At 37.9% G+C, this 14,945-nt stretch carries 11 protein-coding genes and 1 pseudogene; 10 read left to right on the top strand and 2 right to left on the bottom strand.

Going from position 1 to position 14,945, the window contains the following annotated elements; all coding sequences use genetic code 11:
* Positions 1-116 precede the first annotated feature (116 nt).
* Positions 117-800 carry a pseudouridine synthase gene (locus ACVWYN_RS14325; RefSeq protein ID WP_457289553.1) on the bottom strand — a complete coding sequence of 228 codons (684 nt, stop codon included), beginning with the start codon at positions 798-800 and terminating at the stop codon, positions 117-119.
* A gap of 5 nt (positions 801-805) precedes the next feature.
* Positions 806-2,677 carry a M1 family metallopeptidase gene (locus tag ACVWYN_RS14320; protein ID WP_457289552.1) on the bottom strand — a complete coding sequence of 624 codons (1,872 nt, stop codon included), beginning with the start codon at positions 2,675-2,677 and terminating at the stop codon, positions 806-808.
* A 184-nt stretch (positions 2,678-2,861) separates the two neighbouring features.
* Between ACVWYN_RS14320 and ACVWYN_RS14315 the strand changes: the two genes are divergently transcribed.
* From ACVWYN_RS14315 to ACVWYN_RS14270, 10 genes and pseudogenes are all read left to right on the top strand, one after another.
* On the top strand, positions 2,862-3,224 hold the full coding sequence (locus ACVWYN_RS14315; protein ID WP_457289551.1) for a glyoxalase: 363 nt from the start codon (positions 2,862-2,864) through the stop codon (positions 3,222-3,224).
* A 12-nt stretch (positions 3,225-3,236) separates the two neighbouring features.
* Positions 3,237-4,670, top strand: coding sequence for a DUF4419 domain-containing protein (locus tag ACVWYN_RS14310; protein WP_457289550.1), 1,434 nt, complete (start codon positions 3,237-3,239; stop codon positions 4,668-4,670).
* 114 nt (positions 4,671-4,784) lie between these two features.
* Positions 4,785-4,910 carry a hypothetical protein gene (locus tag ACVWYN_RS14305; RefSeq protein WP_457289549.1) on the top strand — a complete coding sequence of 42 codons (126 nt, stop codon included), beginning with the start codon at positions 4,785-4,787 and terminating at the stop codon, positions 4,908-4,910.
* Between the two features lie 150 nt (positions 4,911-5,060).
* Positions 5,061-6,176, top strand: a complete 1,116-nt coding sequence (locus ACVWYN_RS14300; protein WP_457289548.1) for an acyltransferase family protein — start codon at positions 5,061-5,063, stop codon at positions 6,174-6,176.
* 58 nt (positions 6,177-6,234) lie between these two features.
* Positions 6,235-7,935: a family 43 glycosylhydrolase gene (locus tag ACVWYN_RS14295; RefSeq protein WP_457289547.1), complete on the top strand. Its 1,701-nt coding sequence runs from the start codon at positions 6,235-6,237 to the stop codon at positions 7,933-7,935.
* Between the two features lie 2 nt (positions 7,936-7,937).
* Positions 7,938-8,699 carry a DUF6597 domain-containing transcriptional factor gene (locus tag ACVWYN_RS14290; RefSeq protein ID WP_457289546.1) on the top strand — a complete coding sequence of 254 codons (762 nt, stop codon included), beginning with the start codon at positions 7,938-7,940 and terminating at the stop codon, positions 8,697-8,699.
* Between the two features lie 94 nt (positions 8,700-8,793).
* Entirely contained in the window at positions 8,794-10,374 is a 1,581-nt protein-coding gene (locus tag ACVWYN_RS14285) for an FAD-dependent oxidoreductase (RefSeq protein ID WP_457289545.1), read from the top strand.
* A gap of 386 nt (positions 10,375-10,760) precedes the next feature.
* A pseudogene (gene tnpA, locus ACVWYN_RS14280) lies at positions 10,761-11,015 on the top strand (IS200/IS605 family transposase); the annotation flags it as partial.
* Between the two features lie 140 nt (positions 11,016-11,155).
* Positions 11,156-13,333 (top strand): S41 family peptidase, encoded by a 2,178-nt coding sequence (locus ACVWYN_RS14275; protein ID WP_457289544.1) that lies wholly within the window; start codon positions 11,156-11,158, stop codon positions 13,331-13,333.
* Positions 13,334-13,343: 10 nt separating this feature from the next.
* A complete protein-coding gene (locus ACVWYN_RS14270) occupies positions 13,344-14,780 on the top strand; it encodes a S41 family peptidase (protein ID WP_457289543.1) in 1,437 nt (478 codons plus the stop codon).
* The last annotated feature ends 165 nt before the right edge of the window (positions 14,781-14,945 follow it).

Genomic DNA, 14,945 nt, shown 5'->3' with positions numbered 1-14,945 from the left:
TTGGGGGTATTGGTTTTAAAACACAGCAAAGTTAATACTCAACTTTTGAATTTTGTAGTAAAAAAGTCAGACTGAAGGATAAACCCTCATGTTATGACATATAAATGAAAATCAGACTATATTTCCCAGCCCATAAGCTTGTACATTCGCATAAATTCCTCTTGTATAGCAGCATTAATTAATATTTCAGCTCCGGTAACGGGATGTTTAAAAGACAATTCAGACGCGTGCAGCAACATGGTTGTCATCTGCCACTGTTCCAAAAAAAACTTATTTTGTTTATTACAACCATGTTTCCTATCGCCAATAATAGGATAAAATATATGGGCAAAATGTTTGCGAAGCTGATGCATTCTGCCAGTTGTAGGTGTAGCCTCCACAAGAGAATACCTGGAAGTAGCATGCTTGCCAAAAGGAACATCCAACTCTGCCCTTTTTAGTGTTACAAAAGCAGTAAAAGCTTCTTGTATGGTGCCATTTTCTTTAGCCAGCGGATAATCAATATCCAAACTATCTGGCGCATGACCTCTCAATACTGCCAGATACTTCTTTTTAACCTCTCCATTTTGAAACTGTTGTTGCATCGCAATTTCCACCTCCTTTTCGAAAGCAAACAGCAACGAGCCACCTGTTTTTCTATCAATACGATGAACAGGACTTACATGCCTCCCTACCTGATCCCTCAATAATTGTAATGCAAATTCCTTAGCATCAGTAGCAATGGAAGAACGGTGTACTAGCAAACCATGTGGTTTATTAATGGCAATAAGGTGATCATCCTGATAAATAATTTCCAGCATAAACATTATTTCATTAAGGCATCAATCAACTTATAAGTCATAGGGTGATAGTTGGGCCTGGCCAACTTATAAATTTCTTTTGCCCTTTTTTTACCCTGCTCTGTTTTAAGCAACTCCTTATATAAAGGAATAATGTGCCATGCACGACCATTTTCAATTAAATATGCTGCAATACGTTTATTTGCAAGTGTATAGTTATTTTTAATAGCCATAGTATACCAAATCAACTGTATATCAGTATTTTTAGAGGCAGTTAAGTAAAAGGTCCTATCCAAGTAATCCATTTGTTCAAAACTTAACTTTTCTGGTAACCTGCTCAGAAAGAAACGCTTTTCGTTAGTAGTAACTACATTTTCTCTTAAAATATTAGGATTATACATCGGGTTATTTGCCCACATCTTTTCCATTGCATCAATCTCATTAAACTTACCGCCTTCCTTCCAAAGCACATTGCTATACACCATGTTAGACGGGATACCCGGGCCATAAACCCAATCCTTAATGCGAATTTTCTTTTCCACTTCTGCATTACCCTTTATCAGGTTTTTATTCAAATAATTCACAAAATCCTCGGTAGTAACGGATGTAAAAGCGTGACCATCAAACCAGCCCCTCAAAAATTTATCAAACGCTGGTCTGCCTACTGCCTCTTCAATGGTCCGCAAAAAGAAATACCCCTTTTCGTAGGCGATATCATTAGTCGCATCATCGGGACTTCTGTCCATGTAACTTGTCTTCAAATAGGTATCTTTTTCTTTACCAGCCATATCCTTAACGGCGGCATCAAGCGCCTGCCTACCAAATTCTTCCTGCATTTGGGCTTCCGTTTTGCCATACAATTCCTCGTCAATACGGCGCTCAAAATAATTGGTAAAACCCTCATTAAGCCAAAAATCATTCCATGTGGCATTGGTAACCAGATTGCCACTCCAACTATGTGCCAACTCGTGACAAATAATGCTAACTAAAGACCTATCCCCTGCAATTATGGTTGGTGTTATAAAATTCAAATTAGGATTTTCCATCCCACCAAATGGGAAACTAGGCGGAAGTATCAAAATATCATACCTTCCCCACCTATAGGGGCCATACAACTTTTCTGCAGCTGTAACCATTTTTCCCATATCAGCAAACTCATAAGCAGCCTTACCCAGCACAGATGGCTCGGCATAAACACCCGTTCTGCTATCCACATTTTTAAAAGCGATATCACCAACCGCCAGCGCTAGCAAATAAGAAGGAATTGCATGTGTTTGTTTAAATGTATACACTCCATTATCATTCTTTTCCTGCGGATTTTCTGCACTCATCAATGCCAGCAACTCTTTTGGAACACTCACTTTAGCATTATAGGTGAAGCGAATACCCGGACTATCCTGACAAGGGATCCAACTTCTGGCCGCGATACTCTCAGATTGTGTAAACAAATAAGGATGTTTTTTACCCGCAGTTTGCTCTGGATTAAGCCATTGCAATGCCGAAGCGCCTTTATTAGTAGAATAATAAATATTTATAATCTCCGTATTCTCTGCTATAGCGATGTGTAAAGCAGTACCTAGATATTTAACCTGCTTGTCAAGTGTAAAAGTAGTTTCCTTCTCATCTTTACCCAAGGTTATTTTGCTAATATTCAGGCCGCTATCATCAAAAACTATCTCTTCAGCTTTAGCCTTGTTTTCTATTTTCCATACCGCTTTGCCGGATATTTGATGTTTTTCAAAATCAACATTAATATCAAGTTCCAAGTGTTTAACAACCGCGTTATCAGGTTGCGCAAAAGAATGTTGATCAGCACGTTGTACGGTTTTGTTAACTTTATCCTTACAGGCAACAAATGCCAGCATTGATAGCAATACTATGATATTTCGTTTTAGCATGTGCGAAATTAACAAGAAATTCTATAGTTATTTTAGGAAATAACCGCAGAATCAATATTATCGCAGGATAAACAGATTAAAAGAGAAGTTATTCCTAACACAAAAAATTTCTTAATCATAATCAAGTTGATCTATGAACCTCATTTAGTATCTTTATTAGCATTACCTAACACCAATTAAAGACATGGAACACAATGCAATTTCTATCCGACCATTCATTGGAGCAAAGAATTTTGAACAGTCGCGGAGTTTCTACCTCGACATTGGTTTTACCGAAGTAAGTCTCGAACCAAACTTGTCGCTATTCAAGAATGAAAAAGCGGCATTTTATCTTCAAAATGCCTATATAAAAGATTGGGTAGACAATACAATGGTCTTCATCGAAGTTAAAAAACTGGATCAAGTTTATCATGACCTACTTGCCTTGGATCTAAAAGCTAAATACCCGGAAGTAAGGTTAATTCCTATCCGCGTAGAAAATTGGGGCAGGGAATGTTTCTTACATGATCCTTCCGGAATTCTCTGGCATTTTGGGGAGTTTAAATAGCAGTTCGTAATTATGAGAAAACCAACCAAATATATTCTGGCAATGAAGTGGGCTGTGGTTGTTCTACTATTAATTTTTTCAGTTCCTGCATGGGCTCAGAAACGATTTACTTTTGAAGTGGAGAAACTAGTTCCACCAGTCAAATCTCTTTCAATGATTGCCTCTAAAAATGTCTATAATAACATGATAGCTTTTGATGCAGGGCGTTCTGCGTTTGAGGTTGCAAATGACACAATTCCTTTTAAATATAACATTGTAGCTAAAAGTAAGGATCCTGACAGCATGGTAGCTTTTGGCCAGCATCCTTTTTTTAATGGAATGTACCAGGCTTATGCAGATCATCGGCCATTTGTACTTTCGCCGGATATGATTCTTTTACTTTTGGATCAGGGATTTGCACGTCATGTTAAATTTAATGCAGAAGCTTTACGGAATCATTTCGTTTCTCATAGCGGGAAGCTCAATTTAGTAATTAGCAATAATAAAATAAAGCTTGATGATCCATCAAGCCCATGGGAAGAAGCCTTCGAAAATTTCGCAACTGAGATCCAGAAAAATACGAATAAAACGTTAGTAAAATCATTAACAGCAGATTTCAGTACCAGTACTCCAGTTTCTCGTGTTGCAACTCAAACCGCATTAATGGAATCCGTTAAGCCTTACTTTGAATTTATTCAGATTAGAATAGCCTGTGGAATCCCCGAAATAACCCTGGAAGGAAATACTAAAGATTGGGAGCGGGTTCTGGAAAAGGCCAGATTTATGAAAAGATACGAGCTTTCTTGGTGGATCGACCAGCTAGAGCCAGTACTCAAAGAATTTGTCAATGCATCTAAAGGTAGGGTCGATAAGGACTTTTGGAGAAATATGTTTAAGTACCATACTTTAAAAAAATATGGATCGCCCAAAGTAATCGATGGTTGGATTGTGAAATTCTATCCATACAACAACGACGGCTATAGAAATACATTAAAAGAACTAGGTGGTTCTGGGATGCTACCCTCCGAAATTTTAAAAGTCGACTTCCTACATTCTGAAATAAGCGATGGGGCTATAGTAACCACCCCCCTAGAGCTTTGGTCTGGATTTGTTGGACTTGATCAAGATGAGAAAACGTTTGCTTTAAAACCCAGAATGGGCTGGATGGTTCATAAAAAAGACAATTTGTTAAGTCAGACCATGCTTCAGAAATTTGAAGAAGGTGCTACAGAACCGTTTGAAGGAATTTACATCCGTGTTGACTCGATTCCTGCACAATTGTTTTCCTTACCTAAAATTACAAATCTGCAAATCGATTTCATCAAAGATATCAACGTACCTAAGGAGCTTGCTAAAATCGAAATAACAAGTTTTCGTATTACTGGCAAGATAACTCCAGCTGGTATCGAGCGTATCCGTAAATTATTTCCAAAAACGCGGTTGAACATTAATTCCGTCTCATACTGAGCAAGGAAAGCGCCGGATGGTTAAAGATATACTGGTCACATTATCGGCATTCGATACCCTAAGCCTGAGCTTGAGAAAGACACGAAAAAGGGAAATACTTTTAATGATCAGTTGATGATGGTGATTTATAGTCCGGAAATTCAGATGGCCGATGATTTTACTGGAGGGATGAACCGTTATAATGAAAAAGGCTGGTTTATATTTAGCGAAGCACTTAGAGATCATTTGGTGCATGTGTAATTTAGCTTAACAAGCTTTGAACGCAAAAGGGTTGCAGAAAGTATTTATTAGGGGAACGTTGCAGTTGTAAAAAAGTCTTAACCACAAAATTTATTCGGATACCTAAATCTTAACTTTTTTTTACAAATTGCAAATTTTACAACCCATTGCATGAGATCTGATTTAACTAACGAGATGGCCACCAAGCCACACTACCCCATATTAGACGGCCTTCGCGGTGTTGCAGCCATAATCGTTGTAACATTTCACCTGGCCGAACCATTCTCCACAGGCAACTTGGATAAAATGGTTAATCACGGTTATCTGGCTGTCGACTTTTTCTTTTTATTATCGGGTTTCGTAATCGGCTATGCTTACGACGATCGCTGGCATAAAATGTCGGTCGGCAATTTTTTCAAACGCCGTATAGAACGTCTTCAACCCATGGTGATATTGGGGATGACCCTCGGTGCAATAGGGTTCTACTATACAGATTCTACACTATGGCCCCTCATTCATACTATTCCCATTTGGAAAATGCTCCTGGTGATGCTGATAGGCTATACTATCCTACCCGTACCATTATCGCTTGATATACGTGGCTGGCAAGAGATGCACCCTCTTAATAGCGTAGGCTGGTCATTGTTCTTTGAATACATTGCCAACATTCTTTATGCAGTTTGGATCAGGAAATTCTCTATAATGGCCTTAAGTATATTAGTAGCCATATCCGCTGTCGCACTCGCGCACCTGGCAATCAGTAACGGCGATGTAAGTGGTGGCTGGACACTAAATGTAGAACAGGTACGTATTGGCTTTACCCGCACAATGTATCCTTTCTTCGCTGGTCTTTTACTTTCACGCATATTTAAGCCTACTCAAATTAAAAATGCCTTTTTATGGTGCAGCCTTTTGGTAGTAATTGTGCTTTACATGCCACGCATCGGCGGAGCTGAGCACCTTTGGATGAACGGTATCTATGATGCGCTTTGCATTATTATCGTTTTCCCACTAATCGTATATCTTGGTGCAAGTGGCGTAATCCAAACCCAAAGAGAGAACAGGATATGCAAATTCTTAGGTAAAGTATCCTATCCGCTTTACATGGTACATTACCCAATGGTCTATTTTTATGTGGCATGGATCAGCAATAATAAGGGAATAACGCTGGCACAAGCCTGGCCTTATGCAGCACTTATTTTAACAGGTGCAATCCTTTTGGCCTATGCAGCATTGAAATGGTATGATGAGCCGGTTCGCAAATGGTTGCGGAAAAAGCTTGCATAGGATCAGAATCTGCGATGCTATTTCTAAAATGTTATATTGCAATGAATTTAGCCTGTTTATGAAAAAATATTTTTTCACTTTAATGGTATGTTTAGTTAGTTTAAACATACTCCTGCCGTTTGACGTAAAAAGCCAGCAAACAATTTGTAACCCTTTAAATATAAGTTACCGATTTACACCAGATAAGCCCTCACGTAGAGCAGCTGCTGATCCGGTTATAGTGTTATATAAAGACAATTATTATTTATTTGCTACGGCTTCAGGGGGTTACTGGCATTCAAAAGATTTGATTAATTGGGTGTTTGTGACCACCAAAGATTTGCCGTTTGAAAAAGACGCACCAGCTGCCGCAGTAATAAATGGCTCCCTATATTATATGCCTTTAAACAGCCAGATCATTTACAAAGCAACTGATCCTATTGCTGGAAAGTGGGAAATCTATAATGATGCTTTCCCAATGTCAATAGGAGATCCTGACCTGTTCCAAGATACAGATGGAAAAGTATATATGTATTTTGGATGTACCAATAATGGCTATTTACAGGTTATTGAATTGGATGTAAATAAAAAGTTAAACCCAATAGGGCAACCAGTAAATGTATTAAAAGGAAACCCTCTGGAGCATGGATGGGAAAGACCTGGCGATTATAATACCATGACCCAGAACCCCTGGACAGAAGCTCCCTGGATGACTAAGCATAATGGGAAATACTATTATCAATACTCTGCTCCCGGCACCCAATATAAAAGTTATGCTGATGGTTATTATGTTTCTGATAAGCCAATGGGCCCATTCACTTATGCACAGAATAGCCCTTTCTCAGCAAAACCTGAGGGATTTATTACTGGAGCAGGACATGCGGCAACTTTTACAGATAAATATGGCAACTACTGGCGTATAGTAACAATGGTAATTTCTGTAAAGCACATATTTGAGCGCAGACTGGGCCTAATACCTGTAACATTTGATAAGAATGATAACATGGTTGCCCATACTGAATTTGCAGATTATCCGATGGTGATCCCCAGTCATAAAATAAAAGATGTAAGCGAACTTTTCCCAAATTGGATGCTACTATCTTATAAAAAATCTGCTAAGGCATCATCTAGCATTGATACAACACCTCCTTCGCTCGCTTTTAATGAGGAGATACGAGATCACTGGAGTGCTAAGACAGGTAATAAAGGCGAATGGTTGAGCGTTGATTTGGGCTCCATATCAACTGTTAATGCTGTGCAACTAAACTTTGCCGAAAATGATACCCAGCTTTTTGGTCGCGATGGTGTGTTGGCACAGCAGTATCTTTTAGAATATTCTACCGATAAAAAGAATTGGAAAAAACTGGTTGATAAAACAACCAATGATATTGATCTTACCCATCAATATCATGTATTTAAAACACCAGTTAAAGCTCGTTATTTTAAGGTGACCAATTACAGGGTGCCAAGTGGTACTTTTGCTATTTCCGGTTTCCGCGTTTTTGGAAAAGGTATAGGAAAAAAGCCTACAAAAATATCCTCATTTGAAATGTTAAGGGATGTAAACGATACACGTAACGTTAAGCTAAGTTGGAAAAAACAAGCAAACGCTACGGGTTATAACATTAGGTTTGGCGTTCAAAAAGACAACTTGAATCGGGTATACCAGGTTTATAATGAAACCGAACTCACAATTCGCAGTCTAAATAAAGACCAGAAGTATTGGTTTGCTATAGATGCTTTTGGTGAAAATGGCGTTACAAGAGGCGACACCCATTAGGATTGAACAAGCCTATCAAATACGCAATTGCTTCGCCACCTTCATCACTTGATGATTTCGTGGACTTTTTTTGGATGTGTCAAAACGATGACGACCAAGAAAGAGAAGTAGTTGTATTACCGGATGGGAGAATTGACGTTGCTTTTGGGTATGCTGCAAACGAACCTTTTAATACATTACTTATGGGCCTGGGTAACGAGCCGCTTGTAAGCATGCTCCCACCCCACTCTTTAACTTTTGCTATCAGTTTCAAGCTTCTCGGCGCGGAATATATTTTACCAAATAGCGTTGCTACTTATGTAAATAAGGCAACCTTGTTACAAAATGGATTTTGGGGTATTTCTAAAAACGACTTAAAAGATTTCGAAAGTTTCTGTAAAAAGGCCTCCGAAAAAATGATAGGCTTAATTAGCAAGAAAGTCGACGAAAGGAAATTACTTTTATTTCGTCATATTTATGATACCAATGGGGCAATAACAGTAAATGAATTGTCCGAAAAAGTTCATTGGAGCAGCCTTCAGATTAACCGATATTTTCAACGCCAATTTGGAATTTCTTTAAAGTCTTATTGTAATATTTTAAGATTTCGAGCCTCTTTTCCACACTTAAAAGTCGGCAAACTTTATCCTGAGCAAAATTATACTGACCAGGCACATTTTATAAAGGAAGTAAAAAAGTTTGCTGGTGTCGTACCCAAAGAATTGAGTAAAAACAAAAACGACCAATTCGTAAATTTTACAACATTTCCAAACCTCGATAACTGATCTCTTACAATTTTCCCTAAAAAAGGACTGATTTATACAATTTTGCGCCAATCCTGCTGACTAGTTTTGCTTTACATTAAAACTACTTCAACTAATGCAAACAGAAAAAACACAGGTACTTATAATTGGAGGCTCACTGGTTGGTCTTTCTTCTGCCCTATTTCTTGGCTTAAAAAATGTAAAAACTATTGTGGTAGAAAAACATCAGGGAAGCTCGGCTCATCCACGAGCTATAGGTTATACTCAAAGAACCATGGAGCTTTTTGCAGAGGCAGGAATTTTAGACCAAATTCCGCAGGTTTCAAAAGATTTTAGACTTAAACGCGCCGAAATAGAAAGCCTTGCAGGGAAATGGATGGAAGATACAGAATGGACGCCTCCTACTCAAAAGAACATTCAAGAACAAAAAAAAGAATACTCACCATACACGGGTGCATCTTTAGCTCAGGATAAGCTCGAGCCTATATTGCGGATGCGAGCTACAGAATTAGGGGCCGATTTAAGATACAGCACAGAACTCATTTCATTTGCAGAAGACGAAAATGGTGTCACTGCAATTGTGAGGGAGCGAAACGGTAAAGAATATTCAATGCAGGCAGAATACATGATAGCCGCAGATGGCAGCGATAGCCAAGTGCGTAAAACACTGGGCATAAAACGTAAAGGACTTGGACATTTAAACACCATTCGCAGCGTTTTATTCCGTGCGCCATTAGAAGAATATCTGCAGACCGGCATCCACCAGTTTCAAATAAATCAGCCCGGTTTAAAGGCTTTTTTGACTACTTACAACGACGGACGATGGGTGCTAATGTTCAATGATGATGTAGAAATGAACCCCGAAGAACAATTGGCTACTATTTATAAAGCCATAGGAAGGTTGGACATCGAAGTAGAAATTATTACAACTGGTCGCTGGGAACTGGAAGCATTAATTGCAGAAAAATATTCACAGGGCCGCGTATTCATTACCGGCGATGCAGCACATACTTTACCGCCCACACGGGGTGGATTTGGCGCCAATACTGGGATCCATGATGCACATAACCTTGCCTGGAAATTAGCGGCTGTAATTTCAAAGATATCCTCGCCAAGGTTATTACAAACCTATAGTGCAGAAAGACAACCCGTAGCATGGGAAAGATATTTGCAAACATTTGCACGGCCTGATTATGCAGCCTATGGCAATGAGGAAACACGTGCCACTACAATTCTTGATGATGCAGCAATGGAATTTGGGCAACTGTATCAATCTTCAGCAATTATGAAAGCTAAGGATAACCTACTCCATGCCCGTAAGCCAGATGAATGGGCTGGCCAACCAGGTACTCGTGCGCCTCATCTTTGGGTAACTGCCAATAAAAAGACAATTTCTACATTATCATATTTTCAAAAAGGCTGGGTTCTCCTATCCGGTGACGATCAATGGCAACAAGCAGCCAATGATGCGGGTAAATCAACGGGTATTTCCTTGAAATTCTTGAAACTAGGAAAAGACTTTACTGCAGAAAATGAGCAGGCATTTTTGGCGGCATTTGGCATAACAAGTCTTGGCGCTTCCCTTATACGGCCAGATGGTTTTATTGCATGGCGAAGTTTAGATATGCCGATAAGTTCGTCAGAAATTTTGAAGGATACACTTGCCGATCTCTCCTCAGCAGTGTTTAAAGCATAGAATTTATTTGTTTGCTTATAGCAAAGCTTTAACTTTTAACTTTAGTAAACCAGAATGACGGATGTTTAGCTCTTTCTAAAATGGTGAGTCTTTGAATTAGAACGTCTTCTGCCATACTCAAAAACTTCTATAAAGCCAAAAAATGCAATGAAAATACCGATAAAAAACCAGTCCTTGTGTAATAAAAACCGTGAAATTGGTACGAAAACAATGATCACTGAAACAAAGCATAATAGCCTATACTGATTGCGGCTCAAAGATTTTAAGAAATTCATAATCATAGATAAATATAGATAAATAAACCACTATGGACTGAAAGTCCATAGGTTTGTTGCCCAGAAAGAATGAAATTCTTTCCACAAAGCGGAAATAGATACTTTTGATATGTGGAGAACAAACAAAGGCATAGCGGACATACTGTCTCAAGGCTAACTGCACATGTTGTATGGGTAACAAAATATCGTTACAAAGTGCTTGACGGAGAGATAAAGGCTAGGTGCAGGACACTCATAAAGCAAATTTGTGAAGCCGAGGATGTTGTAATTTTATCCGGAGTAGTAAGTGCTGACCACGTACACCTTCAAATAGAATACCTACCAAGTAAAGCCATCAGCGATTTTGTAAAAAAGCTAAAAGGCAGACACCACATTTAACATATATTAACACACACAGATTCTCAATTGGCAACTTAGGAAGCTAATTTTGAGGTGCATACACTTTAACTTTTTAAACTTGATATAAAGGCATTTGTAGTGCCCTAAAACTTGACCATGAAAAATTTATGCTAAAAGTATTTTACATCTGTCTATTTCTTTTTTTATTGACAGCATGTAGTGTTGTATTTGCACAAACTCAACAACAGCAGAAAAAAAACATAAAAGCTTTCTCAGAACTATACGGTCGTGTTCGCTTTTTTCATCCCTCAGATGAATCTGCAAAAGTAAATTGGTTCCTATTTTCATTATACGGTGTCCATAAAATGCGGGGCGTTAAGAACGATCGTGAACTAATTGAAGAGTTGAAATCACTGATATTACCAATTGCGCCGTCAGTGTTAATTGACAGCGTACCGATACATAATAAGCTCATTATCAACAAAATATCACCAAATAACCTCATTAATTACAAGCTTGTTTCCTGGGTTCATCATGGACTGGCTTTGTATGAAGAATCCACGGTTTACAAAAGTCAAAGACTAAATAGAGATATCATAGAGATAAGTTATATAGATTATCCCCTCTCTACCATGTTGATAGATCAAAGTTCAGGTGGAAATTTTGATTTTACGGTGGAGATTATTTGTGACTCAACCGATCGCAAAAAAGATAAGTTGTTTGCTGCTTCCTTTGAAGGATCTAACCGGCTAAAAAATAAATCTACAATTGATTACGTTACCAAAAAATACATAAAGTACAGATTCCAAGGATATCTTCCGAAAGGAACCAGTTATATCAACTTCACATTAAGATTACCAAAGCAAAGGATTGTTAAAATAAATCATCCTACTATTTATATCATGAACGGTAGTAACGCCAAAGCTTACAGTTTTAAAGAACCATTTGATGAGCATAAAGCTGCGGCAAATATTACTTTAGCCATTGCTGAAGATAAAAAATTCTATAAAACTGGCACTACCTCGGTTTCAGATATTATCTCCTTAAAACTTGGTGAAAAACTATATGCATCTGTACCTACTAGTTTGTATGCGACACCCACAGCAACTTTCCCCCAAGTAGACTCCCTAGTTTTTGATGCTTTCAAAAAAAAGCTTAAAGATTTTTGGTCCAATAAGCCACCGGAATATAGCAAGGATGCCAGATTTGCAAATATGATTAACACGTTATTAGTTCTTAAGTTCGCCTTTCCATATTGGAAGGATACCAAAACCAATCCTGATCAATTGTTCTCATTTTTATTTTCCAAAACTATAAAAGATAAAACAGATCTGGATTTCTTGGAGACGTTAAGATTGATGTCTGCTAAATTAAATGATGGCCATATGGGAATATACTATAATGGTCCTGAGCGGGTTCAGGAAAAATCTATTGAATTGGTATCTGAAATGATCGACAACAAAATTTATGTAAAACAGGTGCTCACTCCATCACTAAAATCATTAGCTAGTGGGAGTATTATTGATTCTATAGACGGAGTGTCTGCTTTGAAAATTTTCCAATCTAAATTCAGGCTAATTTCAGGTTCTCCACAATGGCGGACTTACAAGTCCCTTCTTGCCTTATTTGACGGAATAGGCGATACCGTGAAGGTGGTGCTAAATGATAGCGGAACCCGAAAAACATATCGGCTCGCCAGAACCATTTTAGATCAAGAATATCGTCCCGTAGCTTTGCCAGGATATATTCCAAACGATGGATTAATTGCTGATAACATTTATTATTTTAACCTGACTGGCGATTCAGTCATGAGCAAAATTAACGCATCCTTAACAGCGCTTAAGGATGCCAAATCAATCATGTTTGATATGCGGGGTTACCCAAAAGAAGATCTCCGCCCGGTTTTAAGGCATTTGTTAGAAGATTCTGAGCATTCCAGATGGATGCACATTCCGAAGATAGCATATGGTACAATTGGAAAGAGATTTGAAAGCTCAGGATGGGATTTGGGAGCTAATGCACCGTTTTTTAAGGGTAAGATCATTTTCCTTTCTGATGCATGTGCGCAGAGTCAATCCGAAAGTATTTTGGGTTATGTTAAAGGGCTAAAGCTTGGAACAATCGTTGGTAAGCCTACTTCTGGGACGAACGGTCAAGTTCATACCATTTCATTATTAGATGAATTTGCGGTATACTTTACCGGCATGAAGGTTACCAATGCAGATGGATCAAAGAGCCATTTAAAAGGAATAATACCAGATATACCAGTCTATTCAACTCCTGCTGGACTGAAAGCTGGAAAAGACGAAGTGTTTGATAAAGCGTTAGAATTTGCACATTTGTAATAATTTAGATTTGAAAAACACCTTGATCAACCCTATTTCTCTCCTAAAATATTTTATATCCCTTTTCTGTCTGCTTCTTTCTAGTAATTTTAGCAACGCCCAATATCTTGATGCAATTTCTGTAAAATTATATGAGCCATCTGATCTTAAAAAAGATGTTTGGCTAGTTCAAACCCTATTGGAAAAGGAGAATCCAAACATTTACCTTTATATAGGTAAAAAGGAACTGACCCAGAAGTTTGATAGTTTAAGGAATACCATTAACCAACCACTTACCAGCATAGCGCTATATGTTAAATTACTAAGCGTAATCAGTTACATAGGTGATGGCCATTTAAACATCAGCATCGACATATCAAAGTTTTCACCCAATGATAAAGATTTTTTGAAAAAACCAACATTACAGCATCCCATTTATCAATTTGATTACCGTGTTATAGCAAACAGGTTATTCATCAGCAAGAATTTAACTGGAGATAAAACAATAGCCGAGGGCACTGAGATATTAAGCATAAATGAGATGTCTGCTGCTAAGTTGATAGATAGTTTTAGCCACTACATTACTTCAGATGGTTATAATACTTCCTTTAAACGTTTTGTAATGAGTACCGGACTATTTGCAGAACGCTATCGTTTTTTATATCCAAAAAAGGAACCACTGGATTTCAAACTACAATCCAAACAAGGTACAAAACTTCTCAGGCTAAACGCTTTTGAAAAACCAGGATATGACAGCAGTAGCATTTCATCTCCGCCAACTATAGCATACAAATTGTTGACTGCCGATAGTAACATCGCCTACCTTAAAATTCGAAGTTTTTTAAATGGCGATAAGTATGTAGGATATCACAGTATTTTCGCCGACATAAACAAAAGGAAATTAAAAACATTGATAATAGACCTCCGTGGAAATATGGGTGGTGAAACTGCTTGGGCATCGAGCATTTATAGTTTTTTAATAAATACACCAACGTTCTTCTACAGAATCCCTACAGAAATTAAACAGCAAAAGCTGCTGAATGATAATTCAAAAACAAAAATTTGGGTCAAAACGGCATCTAAATTTAAGCAAACAATTGTTACACCTGATACGAGCATATTTAAAGGTAAATTATATGTGTTGATAGATGGCGGCAGCTTCTCTGCAGCTAGTTTACTGGCAGCCAATTTACGCAGTCTAAAAAATGTAACTTTTGTGGGAGAAGAAACCGGAGGTAACAAAAATATCTTTACTGCCGGAATAATCAAGAAAAGAATGCTTCCTACCACCAAACTCTTACTTACTTATGGTGTGATCCCTATGTATTTTGGTGAAATCAAAGTTATTGATGGGCGTGGTTTAATGCCTGATATACCAATCATTTATACTATTGAAGATTATTTAGCCAAAAAGGATTTGGAGTTAGATTGGGTATTAAAAGATATTGCAGCCAAAAGATCAGAGTAAAAAAAGAGTATAATATTCCTATATACCCTATCCATTATTTTTTATATTTTTGCCTCTATTAGAATTGTCTTGTAAAATATTGACTTCAATACATAATCGGTATCCGATTGTGTAAATGGCGTAAGCTAAATGTTTAGGTCTAGCTAAATATTGACAAATTTTACA

The organism is Pedobacter sp. UYP24, assembly GCF_054057295.1.
This window is presented reverse-complemented; position numbering and strand designations above follow the sequence as displayed.

Coding starts and splice junctions, on each gene's coding strand:
- ACVWYN_RS14325 (WP_457289553.1), bottom strand. CDS start 800: ATGCTGGAAATTATTTATCAGGATGATCACCTTATTGCCATTAATAAA.
- ACVWYN_RS14320 (WP_457289552.1), bottom strand. CDS start 2,677: ATGCTAAAACGAAATATCATAGTATTGCTATCAATGCTGGCATTTGTT.
- ACVWYN_RS14315 (WP_457289551.1), top strand. CDS start 2,862: ATGGAACACAATGCAATTTCTATCCGACCATTCATTGGAGCAAAGAAT.
- ACVWYN_RS14310 (WP_457289550.1), top strand. CDS start 3,237: ATGAGAAAACCAACCAAATATATTCTGGCAATGAAGTGGGCTGTGGTT.
- ACVWYN_RS14305 (WP_457289549.1), top strand. CDS start 4,785: ATGATGGTGATTTATAGTCCGGAAATTCAGATGGCCGATGATTTTACT.
- ACVWYN_RS14300 (WP_457289548.1), top strand. CDS start 5,061: ATGAGATCTGATTTAACTAACGAGATGGCCACCAAGCCACACTACCCC.
- ACVWYN_RS14295 (WP_457289547.1), top strand. CDS start 6,235: ATGAAAAAATATTTTTTCACTTTAATGGTATGTTTAGTTAGTTTAAAC.
- ACVWYN_RS14285 (WP_457289545.1), top strand. CDS start 8,794: ATGCAAACAGAAAAAACACAGGTACTTATAATTGGAGGCTCACTGGTT.
- ACVWYN_RS14275 (WP_457289544.1), top strand. CDS start 11,156: ATGCTAAAAGTATTTTACATCTGTCTATTTCTTTTTTTATTGACAGCA.